At 60.9% G+C, this 24,689-nt stretch carries 19 protein-coding genes; 16 read left to right on the top strand and 3 right to left on the bottom strand.

Annotation, left to right across the window (positions count from 1 at the left end; translation table 11 throughout):
• Nucleotides 1-79: 79 nt before the first annotated feature.
• A complete protein-coding gene (gbcB, locus tag ACIGEK_RS00690; protein ID WP_397491491.1) occupies nt 80-1,183 on the bottom strand; it encodes a glycine-betaine demethylase subunit GbcB in 1,104 nt (367 codons plus the stop codon).
• A gap of 363 nt (nt 1,184-1,546) precedes the next feature.
• On the opposite strand from gbcB, the gene gbcA reads away from it, so the two are divergent.
• The 8 genes from gbcA to ACIGEK_RS00650 all read left to right on the top strand — a co-directional run bounded on the left by gbcA (nt 1,547) and on the right by ACIGEK_RS00650 (nt 12,026).
• Nucleotides 1,547-2,839, top strand: a complete 1,293-nt coding sequence (gbcA, locus tag ACIGEK_RS00685) for a glycine-betaine demethylase subunit GbcA (RefSeq protein ID WP_397491490.1) — start codon at nt 1,547-1,549, stop codon at nt 2,837-2,839.
• 866 nt (nt 2,840-3,705) lie between these two features.
• Nucleotides 3,706-4,683 carry a dipeptidase gene (locus ACIGEK_RS00680; RefSeq protein WP_339525470.1) on the top strand — a complete coding sequence of 326 codons (978 nt, stop codon included), beginning with the start codon at nt 3,706-3,708 and terminating at the stop codon, nt 4,681-4,683.
• 191 nt (nt 4,684-4,874) lie between these two features.
• Nucleotides 4,875-5,405: a DUF5943 domain-containing protein gene (locus tag ACIGEK_RS00675; protein ID WP_397491489.1), complete on the top strand. Its 531-nt coding sequence runs from the start codon at nt 4,875-4,877 to the stop codon at nt 5,403-5,405.
• A gap of 93 nt (nt 5,406-5,498) precedes the next feature.
• Complete coding sequence (dgcA, locus tag ACIGEK_RS00670; protein ID WP_397491488.1) at nt 5,499-7,559, top strand: dimethylglycine demethylation protein DgcA; 2,061 nt, start codon at nt 5,499-5,501, stop codon at nt 7,557-7,559.
• Nucleotides 7,560-7,691: 132 nt separating this feature from the next.
• Nucleotides 7,692-9,656, top strand: coding sequence for a dimethylglycine demethylation protein DgcB (gene dgcB, locus ACIGEK_RS00665; protein WP_397491487.1), 1,965 nt, complete (start codon nt 7,692-7,694; stop codon nt 9,654-9,656).
• On the top strand, nt 9,653-10,876 hold the full coding sequence (locus ACIGEK_RS00660; protein WP_397491486.1) for an electron transfer flavoprotein subunit alpha/FixB family protein: 1,224 nt from the start codon (nt 9,653-9,655) through the stop codon (nt 10,874-10,876). The genes dgcB and ACIGEK_RS00660 overlap by 4 nt, the downstream gene beginning before the upstream one ends.
• Nucleotides 10,877-10,968: 92 nt before the next feature.
• Nucleotides 10,969-11,742, top strand: coding sequence for an electron transfer flavoprotein subunit beta (locus ACIGEK_RS00655; RefSeq protein ID WP_397491485.1), 774 nt, complete (start codon nt 10,969-10,971; stop codon nt 11,740-11,742).
• 38 nt (nt 11,743-11,780) lie between these two features.
• Complete coding sequence (locus ACIGEK_RS00650; protein ID WP_304871234.1) at nt 11,781-12,026, top strand: hypothetical protein; 246 nt, start codon at nt 11,781-11,783, stop codon at nt 12,024-12,026.
• A gap of 220 nt (nt 12,027-12,246) precedes the next feature.
• On the opposite strand, the gene ACIGEK_RS00645 is transcribed toward ACIGEK_RS00650, so the two are convergent.
• Nucleotides 12,247-13,293, bottom strand: coding sequence for a low specificity L-threonine aldolase (locus ACIGEK_RS00645; protein ID WP_397491484.1), 1,047 nt, complete (start codon nt 13,291-13,293; stop codon nt 12,247-12,249).
• 290 nt (nt 13,294-13,583) lie between these two features.
• Here ACIGEK_RS00645 and glyA point away from each other — a divergent pair, with 290 nt between their 5' ends.
• The 8 genes from glyA to torT all read left to right on the top strand — a co-directional run bounded on the left by glyA (nt 13,584) and on the right by torT (nt 23,769).
• Entirely contained in the window at nt 13,584-14,837 is a 1,254-nt protein-coding gene (glyA, locus tag ACIGEK_RS00640; RefSeq protein WP_397491483.1) for a serine hydroxymethyltransferase, read from the top strand.
• A 74-nt stretch (nt 14,838-14,911) separates the two neighbouring features.
• Nucleotides 14,912-16,162: a sarcosine oxidase subunit beta family protein gene (locus ACIGEK_RS00635; protein WP_397491482.1), complete on the top strand. Its 1,251-nt coding sequence runs from the start codon at nt 14,912-14,914 to the stop codon at nt 16,160-16,162.
• Nucleotides 16,163-16,215: 53 nt separating this feature from the next.
• Complete coding sequence (locus tag ACIGEK_RS00630; protein WP_397491481.1) at nt 16,216-16,542, top strand: sarcosine oxidase subunit delta; 327 nt, start codon at nt 16,216-16,218, stop codon at nt 16,540-16,542.
• Nucleotides 16,539-19,556, top strand: a complete 3,018-nt coding sequence (locus ACIGEK_RS00625) for a sarcosine oxidase subunit alpha (protein ID WP_397491480.1) — start codon at nt 16,539-16,541, stop codon at nt 19,554-19,556. Before ACIGEK_RS00630 ends, ACIGEK_RS00625 begins: the two co-directional genes overlap by 4 nt.
• Nucleotides 19,549-20,181 carry a sarcosine oxidase subunit gamma gene (locus tag ACIGEK_RS00620; RefSeq protein ID WP_397491479.1) on the top strand — a complete coding sequence of 211 codons (633 nt, stop codon included), beginning with the start codon at nt 19,549-19,551 and terminating at the stop codon, nt 20,179-20,181. The genes ACIGEK_RS00625 and ACIGEK_RS00620 overlap by 8 nt, the downstream gene beginning before the upstream one ends.
• A 127-nt stretch (nt 20,182-20,308) precedes the next feature.
• Nucleotides 20,309-21,172, top strand: coding sequence for a formyltetrahydrofolate deformylase (gene purU, locus ACIGEK_RS00615; protein WP_397491478.1), 864 nt, complete (start codon nt 20,309-20,311; stop codon nt 21,170-21,172).
• 194 nt (nt 21,173-21,366) lie between these two features.
• On the top strand, nt 21,367-22,566 hold the full coding sequence (gene fdhA / locus ACIGEK_RS00610; protein WP_397491477.1) for a formaldehyde dehydrogenase, glutathione-independent: 1,200 nt from the start codon (nt 21,367-21,369) through the stop codon (nt 22,564-22,566).
• A gap of 171 nt (nt 22,567-22,737) precedes the next feature.
• Entirely contained in the window at nt 22,738-23,769 is a 1,032-nt protein-coding gene (gene torT, locus ACIGEK_RS00605) for a TMAO reductase system periplasmic protein TorT (RefSeq protein ID WP_397491476.1), read from the top strand.
• Between the two features lie 20 nt (nt 23,770-23,789).
• On the opposite strand, the gene ACIGEK_RS00600 is transcribed toward torT, so the two are convergent.
• Nucleotides 23,790-24,683 carry an acyltransferase gene (locus ACIGEK_RS00600; RefSeq protein ID WP_397491475.1) on the bottom strand — a complete coding sequence of 298 codons (894 nt, stop codon included), beginning with the start codon at nt 24,681-24,683 and terminating at the stop codon, nt 23,790-23,792.
• Nucleotides 24,684-24,689: the final 6 nt, after the last annotated feature.

Genomic DNA, 24,689 nt, shown 5'->3' with positions numbered 1-24,689 from the left:
GCAGCGGATTGCGCGCAAACAAAAACGCCGCACCGGCCTTGAAGGCGAGTGCGGCGTTTTGCTGTGTGCGCTGTGGTCCTTAGTACTCGATCGCCACATCACCCTGCGGAACGCTGCAGCAGGACAGGATATAGCCCTCGGCCACGTCTTCGTCGGTGATGCCGCCGTTGTGTTCCATGGCCACTTCACCCGAAGTTTTCATGACCTTGCAGGTGCCGCAAATGCCCATGCCGCAGGCTTTGGGGATATGCAGGCCAAGTTTGGCAGCGGCGGCGTGCACGGTTTCGCCCGGGTCGACGCGGATGCTCTTGCCGGTGCTGGTAAAGGCCACCTGGTGCTGGTCGGCGGCTGGCACTGGATCGGCATCGGCGGCTTCGGCGGCCAGTTCCTTGACCTCGGCGCGTACTTCCGGCGGCGTCGCACCGAAGGACTCCTCGTGGTAACGCAGCATATCAAAGCCATTGCTTTCGAGCAGGCGTTTGACTGCATTCATATAAGGCGTTGGGCCGCAGCAGAATATTTCCCGCTCCAGGTAATCCGGGGCAATCAGCTCGAGCATCTTCTGGTTGAGGTAGCCGCGATAACCGGCCCAGGCCTCGCCCAGGCCGTGTTTTTCACAGATCACGTGCAGGCTGAAGTTGTTGATCCGCGCGGCCATATGTTCCAGCTCGCGGTGGTAAATGATGTCTTTCGGCGAGCGTGCGCTGTGCACGAAGACCATGTCGACGTTGGCGTTGGTGTCGTAAAACCAGCGAGCCATCGACATCACCGGGGTAATGCCGACGCCACCGCTGAGGTAGAGCACCTTGTCAGCAGGGAAGTCGATGGCGTTGAACAGCCCGACCGGGCCGTGCACGGGCAGCTCGTCGCCGTCATTGAGGTTGTCATGCAGCCAGTTGGAAACCTTGCCGCCAGGCACCCGCTTTATGGTGATAGAGAAGCTGTAGGGTACCGATGGCGAGCTGGAGATGGTGTAGGAACGCATCACTGGCTGCCCGTCGATCTCCAGTTCCAGGGTGACGAACTGCCCGGGTTTGAAGAAGTACAGCACGGGCTGATCGGCCATAAAGCAGAAGGTGCGCACATCCCAGGTTTCCTGGATGACCTTGACGCACCGCACCATATGCCGACCGTTGCTCCAGGTCTGGGTGGTAACCGGGTTGAGGAAGTCGTTCGTCGTCATGGACGTCTCCGCACGGCCGGACATCGGCCTTGTATGGAGCGGATTGTGCGTACTGGCTGGCGGACTCATTTATCTGCCAGCGACATTTACATGCTTATCGCGACCTGCCGCATAGGCCGTGGTTTGCCGCGTCGGAAACGGATGCAGGCATGTCGCCCGTAGATAAGGTTTCGCCTACGCTCAGCGCCACACTCGCAGCCAGCCGAAGCAAAAGGTCACGAGCGAATTCCCCTTTCATCCAGTCGCCATCGGCAGGCGCAGAATGGGGCAACGACGCCACCTTGCGTGAGGGTCAGCAGACCCATACTGAATTAGCCACTTTTACGGCCGTTGTCTTAGACGACAGCCATTGAGGAGTTACCGATGGACGTCACTTCCACCCTGAGCCTGGGCGATCCGCTGGAGCCCGCACGCAAGGCCACCGCCGAGATGCTGCAGAACCGCGAGCGCACCTTTTCGCTGCCGCAGCCGTTCTACAACGATGAGCGCCTGTTCAAGATCGATATGCAGGAGATTTTCCACAAGGAATGGCTGATCGCCGGTATGACCTGCGAGATCCCGGCCAAGGGCAATTACCTGACATTACAAATTGGCGATAACCCGATCATCGTTATTCGCGGTGCTGAAGGCGTGGTGCACGCCTTTCATAACGTCTGCCGCCACCGTGGCTCGCGTTTGTGCACCAGCGACAAGGGCAAAGTGGCCAAGCTGGTCTGTCATTACCACCAGTGGACCTATGAGCTCGACGGGCGCTTGCTGTTCGCCGGCAGCGAAATGGGCGCCGACTTCGACCTCAATGACTACAACCTCAAACCGGTGAGTTGCAAGGTGGCGGGCGGCTATATCTTTATCTCGCTGGCAGAAACCCCGCCGGCCATCGACGACTTTCTCAGCACCCTGGCTCACTACATGGAGCCCTATGACATGGAAAATACCAAGGTGGCGGTGCAAACCACCTTGATGGAAAAGGCCAACTGGAAGCTGGTGCTGGAGAACAACCGCGAGTGCTACCACTGCAACGGTTCGCACCCGGAGCTGCTGAATACCCTGCTGGAGTGGGACGACGTCACTGATCCGCGCGCCAATCAGTCATTCAAGGACCACGTTGCCGAGTCATCCGCCAAGTGGGAGGCCGAGAAGATTCCATACGCCCACGCCAGCTTTGGCCTGCGTAACCGTATTGTGCGCATGCCGCTGCTCAAGGGCACCGTGTCGATGACCATGGACGGCAAGCAGGGCTGCAACAAGCTTATGGGGCGCATCCAGAACCCGGACCTCGGTTCGATGCGCATCCTCCATCTGCCGCATTCGTGGAACCACTGCATGGGCGATCACCTGATCGTTTTCACCGTCTGGCCGATCAGCGCCCAGGAAACCATGGTTACTACCAAATGGCTGGTGCACAAAGATGCGGTGGAAGGCGTGGATTACGACGTGGCCCGTCTGCGTCAGGTGTGGGACGCCACCAACGACCAGGACCGTCGCCTGGCTGAAGAAAACCAGCGCGGCATCAATTCCACCGCCTACCAGCCTGGCCCGTACTCGAAGACCTACGAGTTCGGCGTGGTCAATTTTGTCGACTGGTACAGCGAGCGCATGCTTAACAACCTTGGTGCTGCGCCCGCGCCCTATTTGAAGGGGGTCGCGGCCAAGTAACGTGGCTGGCGGGTTGGTCGCCCGTCGTAACGGCTACACGCTCAGGCCCACGTGGCCACCTTGCTGCCCGCGGCTTGCCGCGGGCATTTTTTTCAGTCCTACCCATGTGCGCAACTTACTGCACAAAGTGTTACCGCTCAGCCGGGAACGGGAACACAAACGAGTAGCAGCGCCCCAGAATTGTGTCTTCTTGCGTCATGAAATTTGAATATTATTTATATGTCATTGTTTTATAATTAATTTTTAAAATTGGCACGTGAAATGCTTTGTCTATTGCACAAAAACAATAACAAGCATCTGCAGAAATATCGTACCGACTCAAGGCACAACAAAAACAAGATTACCCACGAGTCGCAAACAGATTTTTTTGGAAAGGGTATGCGATCCGGGTTTTCCCGCAACCAGGCCGATAAGAATAAAACTACCTTGAGGTAGCTCGGTGTGCCGGTTGGATCATTGCAGTTGTTTAAGCAGTGGCGATGGCTGTATCAGCAACCAAAAAAATACGTTTGCCCTTGATCCCATCTGGGGTCGCCGAGCGCGATGACAGCAATAGAAAGCGATTAAAACAACAATAAAAGTCGCCCAATAATAAAAATAAAGCACACACCCAATTAGAGGGGAGCCTAGGCTCCCCTTTGTGCTTTCTGCGCCCCCGTTACCGCCTCCCCTCATTAACCGCTCTACTTTCTCAGTCATGCAGTCGGTTGGCCGCACATTCGGCGGCTTATCCATAGGCGACTTGGCTTTGACGCTTTCGGCAATCCCCCGGTCGTTTTTGCACCGGGTCGCCCAGCCCCTCGGGGATATGCTCACCCCAAAGCGCCGGCAGAAGATTCGGCGCGCCGAGCTAAGGGGACTGCCTGATGAGCCCAGCCGAATTGCACGCCGACAGCATCGTTATTGACGGGCTGATCATCGCCAAGTGGAACCGCGAACTGTTTGAAGACATGCGTAAAGGCGGCCTGACTGCCGCCAACTGCACCGTGTCGGTGTGGGAAGGCTTCCAGGCCACGGTGAATAACATCGCCGCCAGCCAGAAGCTGATCCGCGAGAACAGCGACCTGGTGATGCCGGTGCGCACCACTGCCGACATCCGCAAGGCTAAGGAGCAGGGCAAGACCGGCATTCTCTTCGGCTTCCAGAACGCCCATGCGTTTGAGGATCAGATCGGCTATGTCGAGGTGTTCAAGCAGCTCGGCGTGGGCATTGTGCAGATGTGCTACAACACCCAGAACCTGGTCGGTACCGGCTGCTACGAGCGTGATGGCGGGCTGTCGGGTTTTGGCCGTGAGATCGTCGCCGAGATGAATCGCGTCGGCATCATGTGCGACCTGTCCCACGTTGGCTCCAAGACCTCGGAAGAGGTCATCCTCGAATCGAAAAAACCGGTCACCTATTCCCACTGCCTGCCGTCGGGCCTGAAAGAACACCCGCGCAACAAGTCCGACGCCGAGCTGAAATTTATCGCCGATCACGGCGGTTTTGTCGGCGTGACCATGTTTGCGCCGTTCCTGGCCAAGGGCATCGACTCGACCATCGACGATTACGCCGAAGCCATCGAATACGTGATGAACATCGTTGGCGAAGACGCCATCGGCATCGGCACCGATTTCACCCAAGGCCACGGCCAGGATTTCTTCGAGTACCTGACCCACGACAAGGGCTATGCCCGCCGCCTGACCAGCTTCGGCAAGATCATCAACCCGCTGGGCATCCGCACCGTGGGCGAGTTCCCCAACCTCACCGAGACCCTGCTCAAACGCGGCCATTCCGAGCGCGTGGTGCGCAAGATCATGGGCGAGAACTGGGTGCGCGTACTGGCAGACGTCTGGGGCGAGTGATGAATACCTCTGGAGCCTACTGCGCCCACCGATAGCTGCGTCGCGTCCTCGCGACAAGCTCGCCGTACATGCGTACTGCTCTCGCTTGTCGCTGTGGGTCTCCTTGCTCTCGGCATGCTCGCTACGGCTCCACAGGCATCCATCGGCACTTTTCAAATACGCAAGACAACGAATTCTGGAGCACTGAACACATGGCCACCCACGCACCCGAAATGCCTATCCAGGTCGACGACGAAACCGGCGTCTGGACCACCGACGCGCTGCCGATGCTCTATGTGCCGCGGCATTTCTTCGTCAACAACCATATCGGTATCGAGGATGTGCTGGGCGCCGAGGCCTATGCCGAGATCCTCTACAAGGCCGGCTACAAGTCCGCCTGGCACTGGTGTGAGAAAGAAGCCGAGTGTCATGGCATGTCGGGCGTTGCGGTGTTCGAGCATTACATGAAGCGCCTGTCGCAGCGCGGCTGGGGGCTGTTCGAGATTGAAGCCATTGACCTGGCTGCTGGCACCGCGTCGGTGCGGCTGAAGCATTCGGCCTTCGTTTACGTCTATGGCAAGTGCGGGCGCAAGGTCGATTACATGTTTACCGGCTGGTTTGCCGGTGCCATGGACCAGATTCTCCAAGCCCAAGGCAGTGCCGTGCGTACCGTGGCCGAACAGGTTTATGGCGGTTCGGAAGAAGGCCACGACGATGGCCTGTTTGTGGTCAAACCACTCTAAAAACATCTGTATGTGGGAGGGGCTTTGGCCGCGATAGCTTCAGCGTCGTCGCTAACGACCCTCCACAAGCCTTAGTTTCATGAGGATGCCGCCATGGCCTTCGAAGCAATGTTCCAGCCGATCCAAATCGGCAAGCTGACTATTCGTAACCGCATTGTGTCCACCGCCCATGCCGAGGTTATGGCTACCGATGGCGGCATGACCACTGAGCGTTACGTTAAGTATTACGAAGAGAAGGCCAAGGGTGGCGTCGGCCTGGCGATCTGCGGTGGCTCATCGGTGGTCTCCATCGACAGCCCGCATGGCTGGTGGAGTTCGGTGAACCTGTCGACCGACCGCATCATCCCGCACTTCCAGAACCTGGCGGATGCCATGCACAAGCATGGCGCCAAGATCATGATTCAGATTACCCACATGGGCCGTCGCTCGCGCTGGGATGGTTTCGACTGGCCAACCCTGATGTCGCCGTCCGGCATCCGTGAGCCGGTGCACCGCGCCACCTGCAAGACCATCGAGCCGGAGGAAATGTGGCGTGTCATCGGTGACTTCGCCAAAGCAGCGGCCCGGGCCAAAGCCGGAGGCTTGGACGGCGTCGAGCTGTCGGCCGTGCACCAGCACATGATCGACCAGTTCTGGTCGCCACGCGTCAACAAGCGTACTGACGAGTGGGGTGGCACCTTTGAAGGCCGGATGAAGTTTGGCCTGGAAGTGATCAAGGCGGTGCGCGCCGAGGTCGGTGCCGATTTTTGCGTGGGCCTGCGTATCTCCGGTGACGAGTTCCACCCGGACGGCCTGTCTCACGAGGACATGAAGCAGATCGCCGCTTATTACGATGCCACCGGCCTGATCGACTTTATCGGCGTGGTTGGCTCTGGCGCCGACACCCACAACACCCTGGCTAACGTCATCCCGAACATGAGCTACCCGCCTGAGCCCTTCCTGCACCTGGCTGCCGGGATCAAGGAAGTGGTCAAGGTGCCGGTGCTGCACGCACAGAACATTAAGGACCCCAACCAGGCCACGCGCATTCTCGAAGGCGGCTACGTCGACATGGTCGGCATGACTCGCGCACATATCGCCGACCCGCACCTGATCGCCAAGATCAAGATGGGCCAGGTCGATCAGATCAAGCAGTGCGTCGGTGCCAACTATTGCATCGACCGCCAGTACCAAGGGCTGGATGTACTGTGCATCCAGAACGCGGCCACCAGCCGTGAATACATGGGCTTGCCGCACATCATCGAGAAAACCACTGGGCCCAAGCGCAAAGTGGTGATCGTCGGTGGTGGCCCGGCCGGGATGGAAGCGGCGCGTGTGGCGGCTGAACGCGGCCACGATGTGACCCTGTTCGAGAAGAAAGACCAGCTCGGCGGGCAGATCACCTTGGCCGCCAAAGCGCCGCAGCGTGACCAGATGGCCGGCATCACCCGCTGGTTCCAGCTGGAGCTGGCGCGCCTGAATATCGACCTGCGCCTGGGTACCGGCGCTGATGAGGCGAGCATCCTCGACCTGCGTCCGGACATCGTCGTGCTGGCCAACGGCGGGCACCCATTCATCGAGCAAAACGAGCACTGGGGCGCGGCTGAAGGCCTGGTGGTGAGCAGCTGGGACGTTCTCGATGGCAAGGTTGCACCGGGCAATAACGTGCTGGTGTACGACACCATTTGTGAATTCGGCGGTATGTCAGTGGCCGACTTTATCGCCGACAAAGGCGCGAAAGTGGAGATCGTCACCGACGACATCAAGCCGGGTGTGGCCATGGGCGGCACCAGCTTCCCAACCTACTACCGCAGCATGTACCCAAAAGAAGTGATCATGACCGGCGACATGATGCTGGAAAAGGTCTACCGCGAAGGCGACAAGCTGGTGGCGGTGCTGGAGAACGAATACACCGGTGCGAAAGAGGAGCGGGTGGTCGATCAGGTGGTGGTGGAAAACGGCGTGCGTCCGGATGAGCGCCTGTACTACGCGCTCAAGGAAGGCTCGCGCAACAAGGGCCAGGTCGATGTGGAGGCGCTGTTCGCGATCAAGCCGCAGCCCTGCCTGAGCGAGACCGGCGACGGCTACCTGCTGTTCCGTATCGGTGACTGCGTGGCCCAGCGCAACACCCACGCGGCGATCTACGACGCGCTGCGCTTGTGTAAGGATTTTTAACGAAACCCGTAGGGTGGGTTAGCCGCGCAGCGGCGTAACCCACCAGTCGGATTACCAGGCAGGCCAAGTTTGTGCCTGACGCATCGATGGTGGGCTACGCCTTCGGCTAACCCACCCTACGAGGGCATGTGAATGCTGCAAACCATTCTCCCCGTGCTGCTCTTCGCCGCCCTGGCCCTTGCGGTCATCGGTGCAGGCAAGCGCTTTTTGATGTGGCGGCGTGGTCGGCCGAGCCAGGTTGATTGGCTGGGCGGCCTGCTGGCCATGCCGCGCCGTTATATGGTCGACCTGCACCATGTGGTCGCGCGCGATAAATATATCGCCAACACCCACGTGGCCACGGCTGGTGGTTTTGTCCTGGCGGCGGTGCTGGCGATTCTGGTGCATGGTTTTGGCCTGCAGAGTCGCATCCTCGGCTTCGCCTTGTTGGGCGCAACCGCATTGATGTTTGTCGGCGCGCTATTTGTCGCCAAGCGCCGCCTTGATCCGCCGTCGCGTCTGTCGAAAGGCCCGTGGATGCGCCTGCCGAAAAGCCTGCTGATGTTCGCGGTGAGCTTCTTTATCGCCACCTTGCCGGTGGCCGGGATTCTGCCTGCGGACTTTGGCGGCTGGGTGCTGGCGCTGCTGCTGACGGTCGGCGTGGCCTGGGGCGTGTCCGAACTGTTCTTCGGCATGACCTGGGGCGGGCCGATGAAACATGCCTTTGCCGGCGCGTTGCACCTGGCCTGGCACCGCCGCAGCGAACGCTTTGGCGGTGGTCGCTCGACCGGGCTGAAGGCGCTGAATTTGGATGATCCGAAAGCCTCGCTGGGCGTGGAAAAGCCTACGGATTTCACCTGGAACCAACTGCTCGGCTTTGATGCCTGCGTGCAGTGCGGCAAGTGCGAGGCTGCCTGTCCGGCCTTCGCCGCCGGCCAGCCGCTCAATCCGAAAAAGCTGATTCAGGACATGGTGGTCGGCCTGGCCGGCGGTACTGATGCCAAGTTCGCCGGCAGTCCCTACCCCGGAAAGGCCATCGGCGAACACAGTGGTGGCCCACACCTGCCTATCGTCAACCTGGGCGGCAAGGCCCTGGTCGATGCCGAGACGCTGTGGTCGTGCACCACCTGCCGTGCTTGCGTTGAGGAATGCCCGATGATGATTGAGCACGTCGATGCCATCGTCGATATGCGCCGTCATCTCACGCTTGAAAAAGGCGCCACGCCAAACAAGGGCGCTGAAGTACTGGATAACCTGATCGCCACCGACAACCCCGGCGGCTTCAACCCCGGTGGCCGACTGAACTGGGCAGCTGATTTGAACCTGCCGCTGATGAGCGAAAAGCAGCAGGTCGACGTGCTGTTCTGGGTCGGCGACGGTGCCTTCGATATGCGCAACCAGCGCACCTTGCGCGCGTTCGTCAAAGTGCTGAAAGCGGCCAAGGTCGACTTCGCTGTGCTCGGGCTGGAGGAGCGCGACAGTGGCGACGTGGCCCGCCGCTTAGGCGATGAGGCGACCTTCCAGCTGCTGGCCAAACGCAATATCGCCACCCTGGCTAAGTATCAGTTCAAACGCATCGTCACTTGCGACCCGCACAGTTTCCATGTGCTGATAAACGAATACGGCGAGCTGGGCGGCCACTATCAGGTGCTGCACCACAGCACCTATATGGATGAGTTGATCAGCGCCCAGAAACTCAACCTCGGCACCCACAAGGGTGGTTCGGTTACCTATCACGACCCGTGCTACTTGGGCCGCTACAACGGTGAGTACGAAGCCCCGCGCGCGGTGCTCAAGGCCATCGGTATCGAGGTCAGGGAGATGGAGCGCTCGGCATTTCGCTCGCGTTGCTGCGGCGGTGGCGGCGGTGCGCCGATCACTGATATCCCTGGCAAGCAGCGTATTCCCGATATGCGCATGGGCGACATCAAAGAGACCGGCGCCGAGCTGGTGGCCGTCGGTTGCCCGCAATGCACGGCCATGCTCGAAGGTGTGGTTGGCCAGCGGCCGGAGGTCAAAGACATTGCCGAGCTGGTGGCTGATGTATTGATCGAGGGTGCTGTCGAGGCCAAGAAGCCCACCGTGGCTCCGCGTGATATCGCCGAGGTGAACCCATGAGCGAGATTATCCGCCGTGACCCGCGCGCTGAGTGGATCGCCCGTAACCGCCTGCATCCACTGCATGCTGCGTTGCAGCCAGCAGAGGTCAGTTGGCTGGGCCCCAATGGGGTCATCCGCAAGAATCCCCATGCTGTCGGTTTTATAGGCCCCAACGGCCTCAAGCGCATAGACCGCTCGGGTACTCAGCAGGGCGGCAGCCAGAAACGCAGCACGGCTAGTGCCGTGGTGCAGTTGCCGCTGTATGTGATTGAACAACCGGCCTTTCATATCGTGGTGGTGCCGGACATGGTCGGTGGTCGTCTCAGCGCTCACGACAAGGACTTGCTGGGCCTGGCGCATAAGCTCGCCGGTCATGACGGTGCGGTTGTGGCCGTAGTCTTCGGTGAGCACAAGGAGAGCGCCTTTGATTGCAATGGCGTCGACCGCTTGCTGCAGTTCGGGGGTGAGGGATACGACGGTTACTCGCCGGAAGCTCGGGTGCTGGCGCTGGGCGCGCTGGAGCGGCAATTGTCGCCGCGTCACTGGCTGCTGCCAGACAGCCGCACTGGTGGCGGTGAGCTGGGTCGGCGTCTGGCGGCCAAGCTGGGCGAGCGTCCGGCCACGCGGGTCTGGCAGGTGGCCGATGGCATGGCCAGTGGGCGTGCTGGTGCCGGCCGGGAAGACCTGGTGCAGGCCGCGCCGCGCTTGATCCTGGCGGCGGTGGAATGTGCCGAGCCGGTCAGCGAGACCCGTCATGAAGTGCGGCCGCTGGTGCTGAGTGAAGCGCTGGTCAGCCACTTGCCACGTATTCAGGATTTGGGTGCCGTAGCAGTCGATCCGGCGCAGATCCCCATGGCCGAGGCCGAATTTATTCTCTCCGGCGGTAACGGCGTCAAGGATTGGGCGTTGTTTCATCAAACGGCCGCCGCGCTGGGGGCGACCGAAGGAGCCTCACGCGTCGCGGTGGACGATGGCTTTATGGGCCGCGAGCGTCAGGTCGGCGCGTCCGGTATCTGGGTCACCGCGCGGGTGTATGTGGCGGTGGGCATCAGCGGGGCGATCCAGCACCTGCAAGGCATCGGTGCCTGCGACAAGGTGGTGGCGATCAACCTCGACCCGACCTGCGACATGATCAAACGCGCCGATCTGTCGGTGATCGGCGAGTCTGCTGCGATCTTGCAGGCGCTGATCGAGCGCGTCGCCGCTTATCGGCAGGGAGGCGCACGTGATGCAGCCTAACCAATTCGTAGGGTGGATGACGCTTTACTCATCCACCAACCACACCGCGATGGTGGAAGAAAAAAGTGTTTTCCACCCTACGGAGCTGTGCCATGACTGATTTGCAGATAGTTACGCTGGTCTCAGTCGGCGCCCATCCAACCTCCGGTCGTCCGCGCCGCGCCGAGCAGGACGCTCGAGCGGTCGAGCTGGGTTTGCGTCTGGCGGGTGAGCGTTTGCAGGTGTTGCATGCGGGCGATCCGCAGCAGGAGGCGCTGCGTGCCTACCTGGGCATGGGCCTTGATCAGATCAAAATTCTCGAACAGCCGGCGCACAGCGATGCGTTGCCGGTGCTGGTCGATTACCTGGCCGACTCCAGCGCGCAGCTGGTGCTGACGGGCAGCCAGGCGGAAACCGGCGAAGGTTCCGGCATGCTGCCGTACCTGCTGGCCGAGCAGCTTGGCTGGCCTTTGGTGGTCGGGCTTGCTGCCGTAGAAAAGGTGGAAAACGGTGTGGCCCAAGTGCTGCAAGCGCTGCCGCGTGGCCAGCGTCGGCGCTTGCAGGTGCGTTTGCCGTTTGTCGCGAGTGTCGATAACGCCGCACCGACCGCGCGACAGAGTGCGTTCGGTCCGGCCCGGCGTGGCGTGTTGAGTGCTGAAGAAGTGGAGCGGGTCGCTGATCCACTGTTTGCCAGTGCGCAGTTGCAACCGGCTAAACCACGACCCAAGCGGCTCAAAGTGATCAAGGCCAAGACCGGAGCCGAGCGGATGAAGGCTGCGACCGCCAAAGCGTCCGGCGGTGGCGGACAGGTACTCAAGGATGTCTCGCCAGAGATTGGCGCCGAGGCTATCTTCAAGTTGTTATTGGACGAAGGCGTGTTGCGCTAAGAGCCGGCGCTAACGTTCCACCACCGGAGGAATTGACCATGATGCACGCCGACCTGATCGATCATGAAGATCTACGCGAACGCCTGGTAGCGCTGGGCCTGTCGATCCCGTCAGGAGTGACGGCGGAGCAGGCTTGCGAGCATGCCGTTAGCGGCCTCAGCCCAGAGCGGGCAGTGGCGCTGCGACGGTTGGTGGAAGAGTTGCTCGGAGGGAGTGCAACCTTGCTGCCGAACGTGCGCGAGGCTATCTCGCGCACGTTGCTACCGGCGCTGGTGCCACGCTAGAACCACCTCAAGGTCTGCTGCGCGTCGGCCCTGCTGCGTTAAAAGCAGGCTCGGAGCCGCTTGCGGCTAACGCGCTTCAGCGCGACCCCGAAGGGGCGAGTGAGACGAGTAATGCTCATGTACAAAAGTACACTCCGCTTCCTCGCCGCTTTGACCAGCCGGAGGCTGTTACTAACGTAGCGCCTTGCATGGCTCTAGCTCGCGAGCCCTTGAGCAGGTTCTAGTTCGTTGCCGTCATCGCCTGACGAATATCCGCAGCCAGCTGGCGCACGCGTGCTTCGTCGGTGTCCCACGAGCACATAAAGCGTGCGCCACCGGCGCCGATAAAGGTGTAGAAGCGCCAACCCTGGCCGCGCAGAACTTCCAGAGCAGGTTCCGACATCTGCAAAAACACGCCGTTAGCCTCAACCGGGAACATCAGGCTGACCCCAGGAATATCGCTAACCAGCCTGGCGAGCAAGTTCGCGCAGTGATTGGCGTGCTGGGCATATTTCAGCCACACATCGTTCTGCAAGATGCCGACCCAGGGCGCTGACAGGTAGCGCATCTTCGAGGCCAGCTGGCCGGCCTGCTTGCAGCGGTAGTCGAAGTCTTCGGCCAGGTCCTTGTTGAAGAACAGGATCGCCTCACCCACGGCCATGCCGTTCTTGGTGCCACCAAAGCACAACACATCGACGCCGGCCTTCCAGGTCAGCTCGGCCGGGCTGCAACCGAGAAAGGCGCAGGCGTTGGAAAAGCGCGCGCCGTCCATGTGCAGGTGCAGGCCCAATTCGCGGCATACCGCGCTGATCGCCCTGACTTCCTCGGGGCTATAGGCCGTGCCGACTTCAGTGGCTTGGGTGATAGTGACTACGCGGGGTTTCGGGAAGTGGATGTCCTGGCGCTTGAGCGCGAGCTCGCGGATCGCTTCGGGGGTCAGCTTGCCGTTCTCGGTTTTGGCTAGCAGCAGCTTGGAACCATTGGAGAAAAATTCCGGCGCGCCGCATTCGTCGGTTTCAACGTGGGCGGTCTCCGAGCAGATCACACTGTGGTAGCTCTGGCACAGCGCGGCCAGTGCCAGGGAGTTGGCCGCCGTGCCGTTGAAGGCGAAGAACACCTCGCAATCGGTTTCAAACAGGCGACGGAAGTGGTCGGCGGCGCGTGCCGTCCACTCGTCATCGCCGTAGGCGCGTTGGTGGCCCTGATTGGCCTCAGCCATGGCGGCCCAGGCCTCGGGGCAGATGCCTGAGTAGTTGTCGCTGGCGAACTGCTGCGAGAGATCGGGCATGTGGCGCTCCTTGTTTAGAACCGTCGGGTTGAGCTGTCTGGGATGTCTTTACTGTATCTGCGGTCACCTGATTTTACAGATGCCGAGGCGACATCCTCGGGCGCACAGGCGAACCCCGAGCAGAGCCGGCCGACCAGTTATGCATTTGCGACCTGTGCATGTCGCAAACGCAATCTCCCGTGGCGTGCCTAGGCATCTGACTGATCAGGGCCAGTCATACCATCGGCTCACAAGGGCACAGCCCGTTCCGACACAGATGCGCCACATCCCGGTGCCGCAGGAGATCAGCGATGTTCAGCAAGCATGACCAGATTCAAGGCTACGACGACGAGTTGCTCAACGCGATCAACGCCGAGGAAAGCCGTCAGGAGCACCATATCGAGCTGATCGCCTCGGAAAACTACACCAGCCAGCGGGTGATGGAAGCCCAGGGCAGCGGCCTGACCAACAAGTACGCCGAAGGCTATCCGGGCAAGCGTTATTACGGCGGTTGCGAGCATGTCGATGTGGTTGAGCAGCTGGCCATCGACCGCGCCAAGGCACTGTTCGGCGCCGATTACGCCAACGTCCAGCCGCATTCGGGTTCGTCGGCCAACAGCGCGGTGTACCTGGCGTTGATCAATGCCGGTGACACCATCCTCGGCATGAGCCTGGCCCACGGCGGCCACCTGACCCACGGCGCCAAGGTGTCGTCCTCGGGCAAGCTGTACAACGCCGTGCAGTACGGCATCGACACCGCGACAGGCTTGATCGATTACGACGAGGTTGAGCGCCTGGCCGTTGAGTGCCAGCCGAAGATGATTGTCGCCGGTTTTTCCGCCTACTCGAAGACTCTGGATTTCCCGCGGTTCCGCGCCATTGCCGACAAGGTGGGTGCGCTGCTGTTTGTCGATATGGCCCACGTTGCCGGCCTGGTCGCCGCTGGTCTGTATCCCAACCCAATTCCGTTTGCTGATGTGGTCACCACCACTACCCACAAGACCCTGCGCGGCCCCCGTGGCGGCCTGATCCTGGCCAAGGCCAATGCGGATATCGAGAAGAAGCTCAACTCTGCGGTCTTCCCCGGTGCTCAGGGTGGCCCGCTGATGCACGTGATCGCGGCCAAGGCCGTGTGCTTCAAGGAAGCGATGGAGCCTGAATTCAAGGTTTACCAGCAACAGGTGATCAAAAACGCCCAAGCCATGGCCAAGGTGTTTATCGAGCGCGGCTATGACGTGGTTTCTGGCGGCACCGATAACCACCTGTTCCTGGTCAGCCTGATCCGTCAGGGCCTGACCGGTAAAGATGCCGATGCGGCCTTGGGGCGCGCCGGCATCACGGTTAACAAAAACGCCGTGCCGAATGACCCGCAATCGCCGTTTGTCACCTCGGGCCTGCGTATCGGTACTCCGGCCATCACCACCCGCGGCCTCAAGGAAGCGCAGAGCATCGAGCTGGCAGGGTGGATCTGCAACATCCTCGATCACCTCGGCGATGCGGACGTGGAAGCCCAGGTGGCGGTCTTGGCTGCTGGGCTGTGCGCCGACTATCCGGTCTATCGCTAAGCGTATTGATCGACCAGGCGCGCTAGTTGTCGCGTCTGGATACAAGCTTCCAGCTTTCGTTTCAGGAGCATCCCATGCAACGTTATTCCGGCTTCGGCCTGTTCAAGCACGCGTTCAGTCACCACGAGAACTGGCAGCGTATGTGGCGCAACCCGACGCCCAAGCCGGTGTACGACGTGGTCATCGTCGGTGGTGGCGGGCATGGCTTGGCCACGGCTTACTACCTGGCGAAAGAGTTCGGCGTGAAAAACGTCGCGGTGATCGAGAAGGGCTGGCTGGGTGGCGGTAACACGGCGCGCAACACCACCATCGTGCGTTCCAACTACCTGTGGGATGAGTCGGCGCACCTCTACGAGCATGCGATGAAGCTGTGGGAAGGGCTGTCCCAGGACCTCAACTACAACGTCATGTTCTCCCAGCGTGGCGTGTTCAACCTCGGCCACACCCTGCAGGACATGCGCGACATCGAGCGCCGGGTCAGCGCCAACCGCCTCAACGGCATCGACGGCGAGGTGCTGAATGCCAAGCAGGTCGAGGAGCTGGTGCCGTTTATGGACTGCACCAAGAACACCCGTTATCCGGTGATGGGCGCCTCCTTGCAGCGTCGCGGTGGCGTCGCCCGTCATGACGCGGTGGCCTGGGGTTATGCCCGCGCCGCCGATGCTTTGGGCGTTGACCTGATCCAGCAGACCGAAGTAATCGGCTTTCGCAAAGAAAACGGCGTATGCATCGGTGTGGAAACCAACAAGGGCTTTATCGGCGGTAAGCGTGTTGGTGTGGTCGCTGCGGGCAACTCCGGACACCTGGCCGGGCTGGCTGGCTTTCGCCTGCCGCTGGAGTCGCACCCGTTGCAGGCGCTGGTGTCCGAGCCGATCAAACCGATTATCGATAGCGTGATCATGTCCAACGCCGTGCATGGCTATATCAGCCAGTCGGATAAGGGCGACCTGGTGATCGGCGCGGGTATCGACGGCTACAACGGCTACGGCCAGCGCGGTTCTTATCCGACCATCGAACACACGCTGCAGGCCATCGTCGAGCTGTTTCCGGTGCTCTCGCGGGTACGCATGAACCGCCAGTGGGGCGGCATCGTCGACACCACGCCAGACGCCTGCCCGATCATCGCAAAAACACCGGTACCGAACCTGTTTTTCAACTGCGGTTGGGGTACGGGTGGTTTCAAGGCCACGCCGGGTTCGGGTCACGTATTTGCCGCCAGTTTGGCCAAGGGCGAGATGCATCCGCTGGCCAAGGCGTTCTCCATTGAACGCTTCCACAACGGCGCGCTGATCGACGAGCACGGCGCAGCCGGGGTTGCGCACTGATTTTGACGCCTCTCCTGCGGGAGAGGACGGATGCTTTCCTGGAGGTACCGATCATGCTGCATATTTTCTGCCCGTACTGTGGCGAGCTGCGCTCCGAAGAGGAGTTTCATGCCAAGGGTCAGGCGCACATTCCACGTCCGCTGGACCCCGCAGCCTGCACCGATGCCGAGTGGGGCGATTACCTGTTCTTCCGCGATAACCCGCGCGGCATCCACCACGAGTTGTGGGTGCATTCCGCCGGCTGCCGCAAGTACTTCAACGCCACCCGTCATACGGTGACTTACGAAATTCTCGAAACCTACAAGATTGGCGAAAAGCCCAGCGTCACCGCTGCGGGTGCTGCCGAGAAAAAGGCCATCGACCAAGGAGTAACGGCATGAGCCAGGTCAATCGTCTTGCTACAGGCGGCCGCGTCGATCGCAGCCAGCCGCTGACATTCAGCTTTAATGGGCAGAGCTACCAAGGCTTTGCCGGCGACACTCTGGCCGCTGCCTTGCTGGCCAACGGTGTGGATATTGTTGGCCGCAGCTTCAAGTACTCGCGGCCGCGCGGCATTGTCGCTGCCGGTGCGGAAGAGCCGAATGCGGTGCTGCAGATCGGCAGCACTGAAGCAGCGCAAATCCCCAACGTACGCGCCACCCAGCAGGCGCTGTATGCCGGCCTGGTTGCCAGCAGCACCAACGGCTGGCCGAGCGTCAACACCGACCTGATGGGTATTCTCGGCAAGGTTGGCGGCAAGATGATGCCGCCGGGCTTCTACTACAAAACCTTTATGTACCCGCAGAACCTCTGGCTGACCTACGAGAAGTACATTCGTAAAGCAGCCGGTTTAGGCCGCGCGCCGACTGCGGTTGACCCGGACAGCTACGACTACATGAATCAGCATTGCGACGTGCTAGTCGTTGGTGGCGGTGCTGCAGGTTTGGCCGCTGCCTTGGCTGCCGCACGTAGTGGCGCGCGAGTGATTCTTGCCGATGAGCAGGAAGAGTTCGGCGGCAGCCTGCTCAGCACCCGTGAAACCCTCGACGACAAGCCAGCGGCTGATTGGGCGGCGCAGGTGATTGCCGAGCTGTTGGGCCTGTCTAACGTTACGCTGCTGCCACGCTCTACGGTCAACGGTTACCACGACCACAACTTCCTCACCATTCACCAGCGCCTCACCGATCACATCGGCGAGATTGCGCCAATGGGTATGGTGCGCCAACGCATGCACCGCGTGCGTGCCAAGCGCGTGGTGCTGGCCACCGGCGCCCACGAGCGGCCACTGGTGTACGCCAACAACGACGTGCCGGGCAATATGCTCGCCGATGCAGTATCCACTTACGTGCGCCGTTATGGCGTGGCGCCGGGTAAGCAACTGGTGCTGTCGACCAACAACGATTACGCCTACCGCGTTGTGCTCGACTGGCTCGACGCTGGCTTGCAGGTGGTGGCGGTTGCCGATGTGCGCAGCAACCCACGCGGCAGCTGGGTGGAAGAAGCGCGCAAGCGTGGCGTACGCATCCTCACCGGCAGCGCGGTGGTTGAAGCCGCCGGCAGCAAACGAGTCACTGCAGCGCGCATCTGCGCCATTGATGTGCAGAGCCACAAGGTGACCAGCCCCGGTGAGGTGCTTGATTGCGACCTGATTGTCAGCTCCGGCGGCTACAGCCCGGTGGTGCACCTGGCTTCGCATTTGGGCGGTAAGCCGACCTGGCGTGAAGACATCCTGGCTTTTGTGCCCGGTGATGGTTTGCAGAAGCGTTTCTGCGCCGGTGCAGTGAATGGCGTATTCGGCTTGGGTGATGCCCTGGCCGATGGCTTCGAGGCCGGTGTGTCAGCCGCTGCCGAAGCCGGCTTCGCGGCGGTGTCCGCCAGCCTGCCGCATGTTGCGCCGCGCGTGGAGGAGCCTTCCCTGGCGCTGTTCCAGGTGCCGCACGACAAGCCGACGGCGCGTGCGCCCAAGCAGTTTGTTGATCTGCAGAATGACGTAACCGCTGCCGGTATCGAACTGGCGACGCGTGAGGGCTTTGAGTCGGTCGAGCACGTCAAGCGCTACACCGCGCTGGGCTTTGGTACCGATCAGGGCAAGATGGGCAACATCAACGGTCTGGCGATTGCCGCCCGTTCGCTGGGCATCAGCATCCCGCAGATGGGCACCACCATGTTCCGCCCGAACTACACCCCAGTGACCTTCGGCGCCGTGGCCGGCCGTCATTGCGGCGAGTTGTTCGAGGCCAAGCGCTACACCGCGATGCAGGCTTGGCATTTGCAGAACGGCGCCGAATTCGAGGACGTTGGCCAGTGGAAGCGCCCGTGGTATTTCCCGAAAGCCGGTGAAGATTTGCACGCTGCGGTGGCCCGTGAGTGTCTGGCCGTGCGCAATGCGGTAGGCATTCTCGATGCTTCGACCCTGGGCAAAATCGACATTCAAGGCCCGGATGCCCGCGAGTTCCTTAACCGCGTGTACAGCAACGCCTGGACCAAGCTGGATGTGGGCAAGGCGCGCTACGGCTTGATGTGTAAAGAAGACGGCATGGTCTTCGACGACGGCGTAACCGCCTGCCTAGCCGACAACCACTTCCTGATGACCACCACCACCGGCGGTGCAGCACGGGTGATGGAGTGGCTGGAGATTTACCACCAGACCGAGTGGCCCGAGCTGAAGGTGTATTTCACCTCAGTCACCGATCACTGGGCGACCATGACCCTGTCCGGCCCCAACAGCCGCAAGCTGCTGGCTGAAGTCACGGATATCGACCTGGACAAGGAAGGCTTCCCCTTTATGACCTGGAAGGAAGGCCTGGTCGGCGGCGTGCCGGCGCGGGTGTTCCGTATCTCCTTCACCGGCGAGTTGAGTTACGAAGTTAACGTGCAGGCCGACTACGCCCTGGGCGTGTGGGAGAAAATCATTGAAGCCGGCAAGAAGCACGGTCTGACGCCTTATGGCACCGAGACCATGCACGTGCTGCGCGCCGAGAAGGGTTTCATCATCGTCGGTCAGGACACTGATGGCTCGGTGACCCCGGACGACCTCAACATGGGCTGGTGTGTTGGCCGGACCAAGCCGTTCTCCTGGATCGGCTGGCGCGGCATGAATCGTGAGGACTGCGTGCGTGAAGAGCGCAAGCAGTTGGTCGGGCTGAAACCCATCGACCCGAACAAGGTGCTGCCGGAAGGCGCGCAGCTGGTGTTCGATCCTAAACAAGCCATTCCGATGCAGATGGTTGGTCATGTCACTTCCAGCTACGCCAGTGCGGCGCTGAACCACTCAATTGCCATGGCCCTGGTCAAAGGCGGCCTTAAGCGCATCGGCGAGCGAGTCTTCGCGCCGTTGGTGGATGGCAGCGTGATCGAAGCCGAAATCGTCAGCTCCGTGTTCTATGACCCGAAAGGGGATCGCCAGAATGTCTAACCTGATCAATGTCTATCAGCAGCGTCCAGACGCTGCGCATGCCGAGTCGCCGCTGTTCCATGCGGGGCTCGACCAGTTGGCGGGTAAGGGCGCTGCCAAGGCTGGCGTCACCCTGCGCGAGAAGAAGCTGCTCGGTCACCTGACCCTGCGCGGCGACGGCAAAGACCCTGCCTTCGCCGGTGGCGTACACAAGGCGCTCGGCCTGGAGCTGCCCTCTGCACTGGGCCTGGTAGCTAATGGCGAGACCTCGTTGCAATGGCTGGCGCCAGATGAGTGGCTGCTGATTGTGCCGAGCGGCACCGAGTTTGCCGTGGAGCAAAAGCTGCGTGCGGCCCTGGATGGCCTGCACATCTCGATCGTTAACGTCAGCGGCGGGCAAACCCTGCTGGAACTGAGCGGGGCAAAGGTGCGCGAAGTGCTGATGAAATCCACCAGCTACGACGTGCACCCGAGCAACTTCCCGGTGGGCAAGGCGGTGGGAACCAACTTTGCCAAGTCGCAGCTGGTGATCCGCCATACCGCTGAAGACACCTGGGAACTGCTGGTTCGTCGCAGTTTCTCCGATTACTTCTGGTTGTGGCTGCAGGATGCCAGCGCCGAATTCGGCTTGGCGATCAAGGCCTGACACAACAGTCGTCTTCTGTAGGAGCGGACTTGTCCGCGAAGCCTTTCGCGGCCAAGGCCGCTCCTACAGGCGTTCTCGGACAGCTCTATCTCCTGAGGGAGAAAGCTGAACAGCAACGGAGTTTGTTATGAGCCGCACCCCCGATACCTGGATTCTTACCGCCCACTGCCCGAGCGTGCTCGGCACGGTGGATGCGGTCACACGCTTTCTGTTCGAGCAGCGCTGTTACGTGACCGAGCACCATTCGTTCGATGACCGGCTGTCTTCACGCTTCTTTATCCGCGTCGAATTTCGCCAGCCGGACGACTTTGATGAGCAGGCTTTTCGCGCCGGCCTTGATGAGCGTCTGACCAGCTTTGGTATGCAGGTTGAGCTGACGCCGCCCGGCTACCGGGCCAAGGTGGTGCTGATGGTCAGCAAGGCCGACCATTGCCTGAATGATCTGCTCTATCGCCAGCGCATTGGCCACCTGTCCATGGATGTGGTCGCCGTGGTGTCCAATCACCCTGACCTGGAGCCGCTGGCACGCTGGCACGATATCCCTTACTACCACTTCCCGCTCGACCCGGCTGACAAGCCGGCGCAGGAGCGCAAGGTGCTACAGGTAATCGAAGACAGCGGTGCCGAGCTGGTGGTGCTCGCCCGTTATATGCAGGTGCTCTCGCCTGAGTTGTGCCGCAAGCTGGATGGCTGGGCGATCAATATTCACCACTCGCTGCTGCCCGGGTTCAAGGGTGCCAAGCCCTATCACCAGGCCTACGAAAAGGGCGTCAAGCTGGTCGGCGCCACCGCCCACTACATCAACAACGACCTCGACGAGGGGCCGATCATTGCTCAAGGCGTGGAGTCGGTAGACCACGCTCATTACCCAGAAGACCTGATCGCCAAGGGCCGTGATATCGAGTGCCAAACCCTGGCCAAGGCCATTGGTTACCACCTTGAACGGCGGGTGTTTCTCAACGCCAGCCGCACGGTGGTGCTGCACGCATGATCCGTAGGATGGGTTGAGCACAGCGATACCCATCAACTCGATCCGGTGTTTAAACGCAGCCGGGCTACAACCGGAGAGGCAGTACCGCACTGCCCTTAGCGGTCTCTCCCTCGCAACAGACTTAAACGCTCCCGTGCAAGGCCGCGTGGCCGCTGGCTGCGCCTTTGTACTCACAACAACAAAGGAGAACACCTATGTCTGGTAATCGTGGCGTCGTCTACCTCGGCGCTGGCAAGGTCGAAGTGCAGAAAATCGACTATCCGAAAATGCAGGATCCGCGCGGCAAGAAGATCGAGCACGGGGTCATCCTAAAAGTGGTGTCCACCAATATCTGTGGTTCTGATCAGCACATGGTGCGCGGTCGCACCACGGCGCAAACCGGCTTGGTGCTGGGCCATGAAATCACTGGCGAGGTGATCGAGAAGGGCAGCGACGTCGAGAACCTTAAAATCGGCGATTTGGTCTCGGTGCCGTTCAACGTGGCGTGTGGCCGTTGCCGCAGCTGCAAGGAGCAACACACCGGCGTCTGCCTGTCGGTCAACCCGGCGCGTCCTGGCGGTGCCTACGGTTACGTCGACATGGGTGACTGGACCGGAGGCCAGGCCGAGTACGCCATGGTGCCTTACGCTGACTTCAACCTGCTGAAGCTGCCGAATCGCGATCGGGCCATGGAGAAAATCCTCGACCTGACCTGCCTGTCCGACATTCTGCCGACCGGTTACCACGGTGCTGTAACGGCTGGCGTAGGTCCGGGTAGCACTGTTTATATCGCCGGTGCTGGCCCAGTTGGCTTGGCCGCTGCGGCCTCTGCGCGCTTGCTGGGTGCGGCGGTGGTGATTGTTGGTGACGTCAATCCGGTGCGTCTGGTGCATGCCAAGTCTCAGGGTTTCGAGATTGCCGACCTGTCGCTGGACACCCCGTTGCACGAACAGATTGCCGCGCTGCTGGGTGAGCCGGAAGTGGATTGCGCAATCGACGCAGTAGGCTTCGAGGCGCGTGGTCATGGTCACGAAGGGGTGCAGCATGAAGCGCCGGCTACCGTGCTCAATTCGCTGATGGGGGTGGTGCGGGTTGCCGGCAAGATCGGTATTCCAGGCCTTTACGTCACCGAAGACCCGGGCGCGGTGGATGCCGCGGCGAAGAAGGGCGCACTAAGCATTCGCTTTGGCCTCGGCTGGGCTAAGTCGCACAGCTTCCATACCGGTCAGACACCGGTGATGAAGTACAACCGCCAGCTGATGCAGGCCATCATGTGGGACCGCATCAATATCGCCGAAGTGGTTGGCGTGCAGGTCATCAGCCTGGACGATGCCCCGCGTGGCTACGGTGAGTTCGATGCCGGCGTGCCGAAGAAATTCGTCATCGACCCGCACAAAATGTTCAGCGCTGGCTGACCTGCCTCAGGTATACGGGCGGGGCGTTAATCTGCCCGCCCGTATTGGCACGCATGGGTATCAGGCCGAGGCGTGTCCGGCTTCTGTTCGCTCCGTCGATAGAACCTGAAAAGTGGCTAAAGTAAGTACACAGCGCGGCTGTTCAGTGCTTACTTTCCATGGCAGGAATTTATGCGGGCGATCTATCTCACCCTGTGCTGGATTTGCATGAGTGGCCAGGCGTTGGCCACTGACTGGTACCCCGTGGACGTCCTGGCTGATGGCGTGTCGCAGCAGTACCAACCCTTACCGAATGCAGCCAAACCCTGGCGTATATGCGCCTTGTTGCCGCACGGCAAAGATCGCTATTGGTGGGGCGTAGCCTGGGGGCTGGATGAAGAGGCGACGCGTCAAGGCGTGCGACTGGGCATCTATGAGGCTCGCGGCTATGAAAACCCGCAGGTGCAAGCGCAGCAGTTGCAAAACTGTCAGCAACGCAATGCCGATGCCTATGTGATTGCAGCGATCGATGCCCAAGGTCTCTGTACGGCAATTGCCCAACTGGTCGAACAGGGCAAACCGGTTATCGATCTGGTCAACGGTATCGACTGTCCGGGGTTGAGTGCCAGCTCCAGCGTGGACTTTGCTGATATGACCGGCGCCGCCCTGGCGTATATCGATAATCATCGGCCCTCGGGGGCTTTCAGTCTGGGGTGGCTGCCTGGGCCACAGGGTGCAGGGTGGGTGCTGGATTCGGAAAGGGCGCTGCGCCAAGCCGAACAGGTCAAGCCGCTGACCGTGCAACACGGCGGCTATGCCCCGGTGGATCGCGCCAGCCAGGCGCAACTGGTGCGCGAACTGCTCAGGCAGCATCCGCACCTCGACTTCCTGCTGGGCAACGCTGAAGCCGCCGGTTTTGCTGCGCAATTGGTGCAGACCTCCGGGCAGAACTACCGGGCGCAGGTGCTGGCTACCTACACCACCGAGCGGATTGTCGAGCAGATTCGTGATGGCTTTATTGTCGCTGCGCCCACCGATTCCCCGGTGTTGCAGGCGCGTATCGCGGTAGACCTGGCGGTGCGCGCGCTGGAAGGGCGCTCGCATGCGCAGCGGGTAAGCCCGCTGATCGAGATGCTCGACCAGGGCAGCCTGGCGCAATTTGATATCAGTCGCCTGATGCCACCGCCGGAGCACTGGATGATTCGCCGCGAGCTGCCGCAATAGTGGCCTGCTGCGTTATTGGGTCAGGCGCGCTGTTCGGCGCGAATGGCGGCAATCCGCGCATCCTTGTCTTCCCACAGTTTCGTCACCCAGTACTGCACAAACTGGCGGAATACCGGGTCGTTCTCGTAATCGCCCTGCCACAGCGCTGGGTCGAGGTCGCGGGTCTGGATATCGACAATCACCTTGTCCACCTGACCACTGATCAAATCCCAGAAACCGGGAGTGCGCGTGCCCGGATAGACCACCGTCACATCCAGCACGGTGTCCAGCTGTTCGCCCAGCGCCGCCAGTACAAAGGCCACGCCGCCGGCTTTCGGCTTGAGCAGATACTGATAGGGCGAGCCTTGCTGCGTCTGTTTGGCAGGGGTGCAGCGGGTGCCTTCGAGGTAGTTGACCACCGTTACCGGCAGGTCTTTGAACTTCTCGCAGGCGCGCTTGGTTATTTCCAGATCCTGGCCCTTGAGTGCCGGATGCTTGGCCAGAAACGCCTTGGAATAGCGCTTCATAAAGGGGTAATCCAGCGCCCAGAAAGCCACGCCAAGAAAGGGCACCCAGATCAATTCCTGCTTGAGGAAGAACTTGAAATAGGGCGTCTTGCGATTGAACGCCTGCACCAGGGCAGGGATATCGACCCATGACTGATGATTGCTGATCACCAGGTAGGAGGTGCTCTGGCGCAGGTCGGCGCTGCCGCGAATGTCCCATTGCACCGGGAGCAGGCTGGCGAAGATCAGTTTATTTATCTCCGCCCAGGTTTCCGCGACCCACATCACCCCGCGTGAGCTGGCCGTTTTCAGTGCTTTGCCGGGCAGTACGAATTTGCCTAGAGCGATCAGCAGCAAGGGGCCGATCAGTATCAGCGTATTGAGTAACAACAGAATAATGACGCTAAGACCGGTCAACAGACGGCGCATGGCAAC

This window comes from Pseudomonas sp. NPDC079086, from assembly GCF_044542155.1.
In the GTDB taxonomy this organism is placed as follows: domain Bacteria; phylum Pseudomonadota; class Gammaproteobacteria; order Pseudomonadales; family Pseudomonadaceae; genus Aquipseudomonas.
This window is presented reverse-complemented; position numbering and strand designations above follow the sequence as displayed.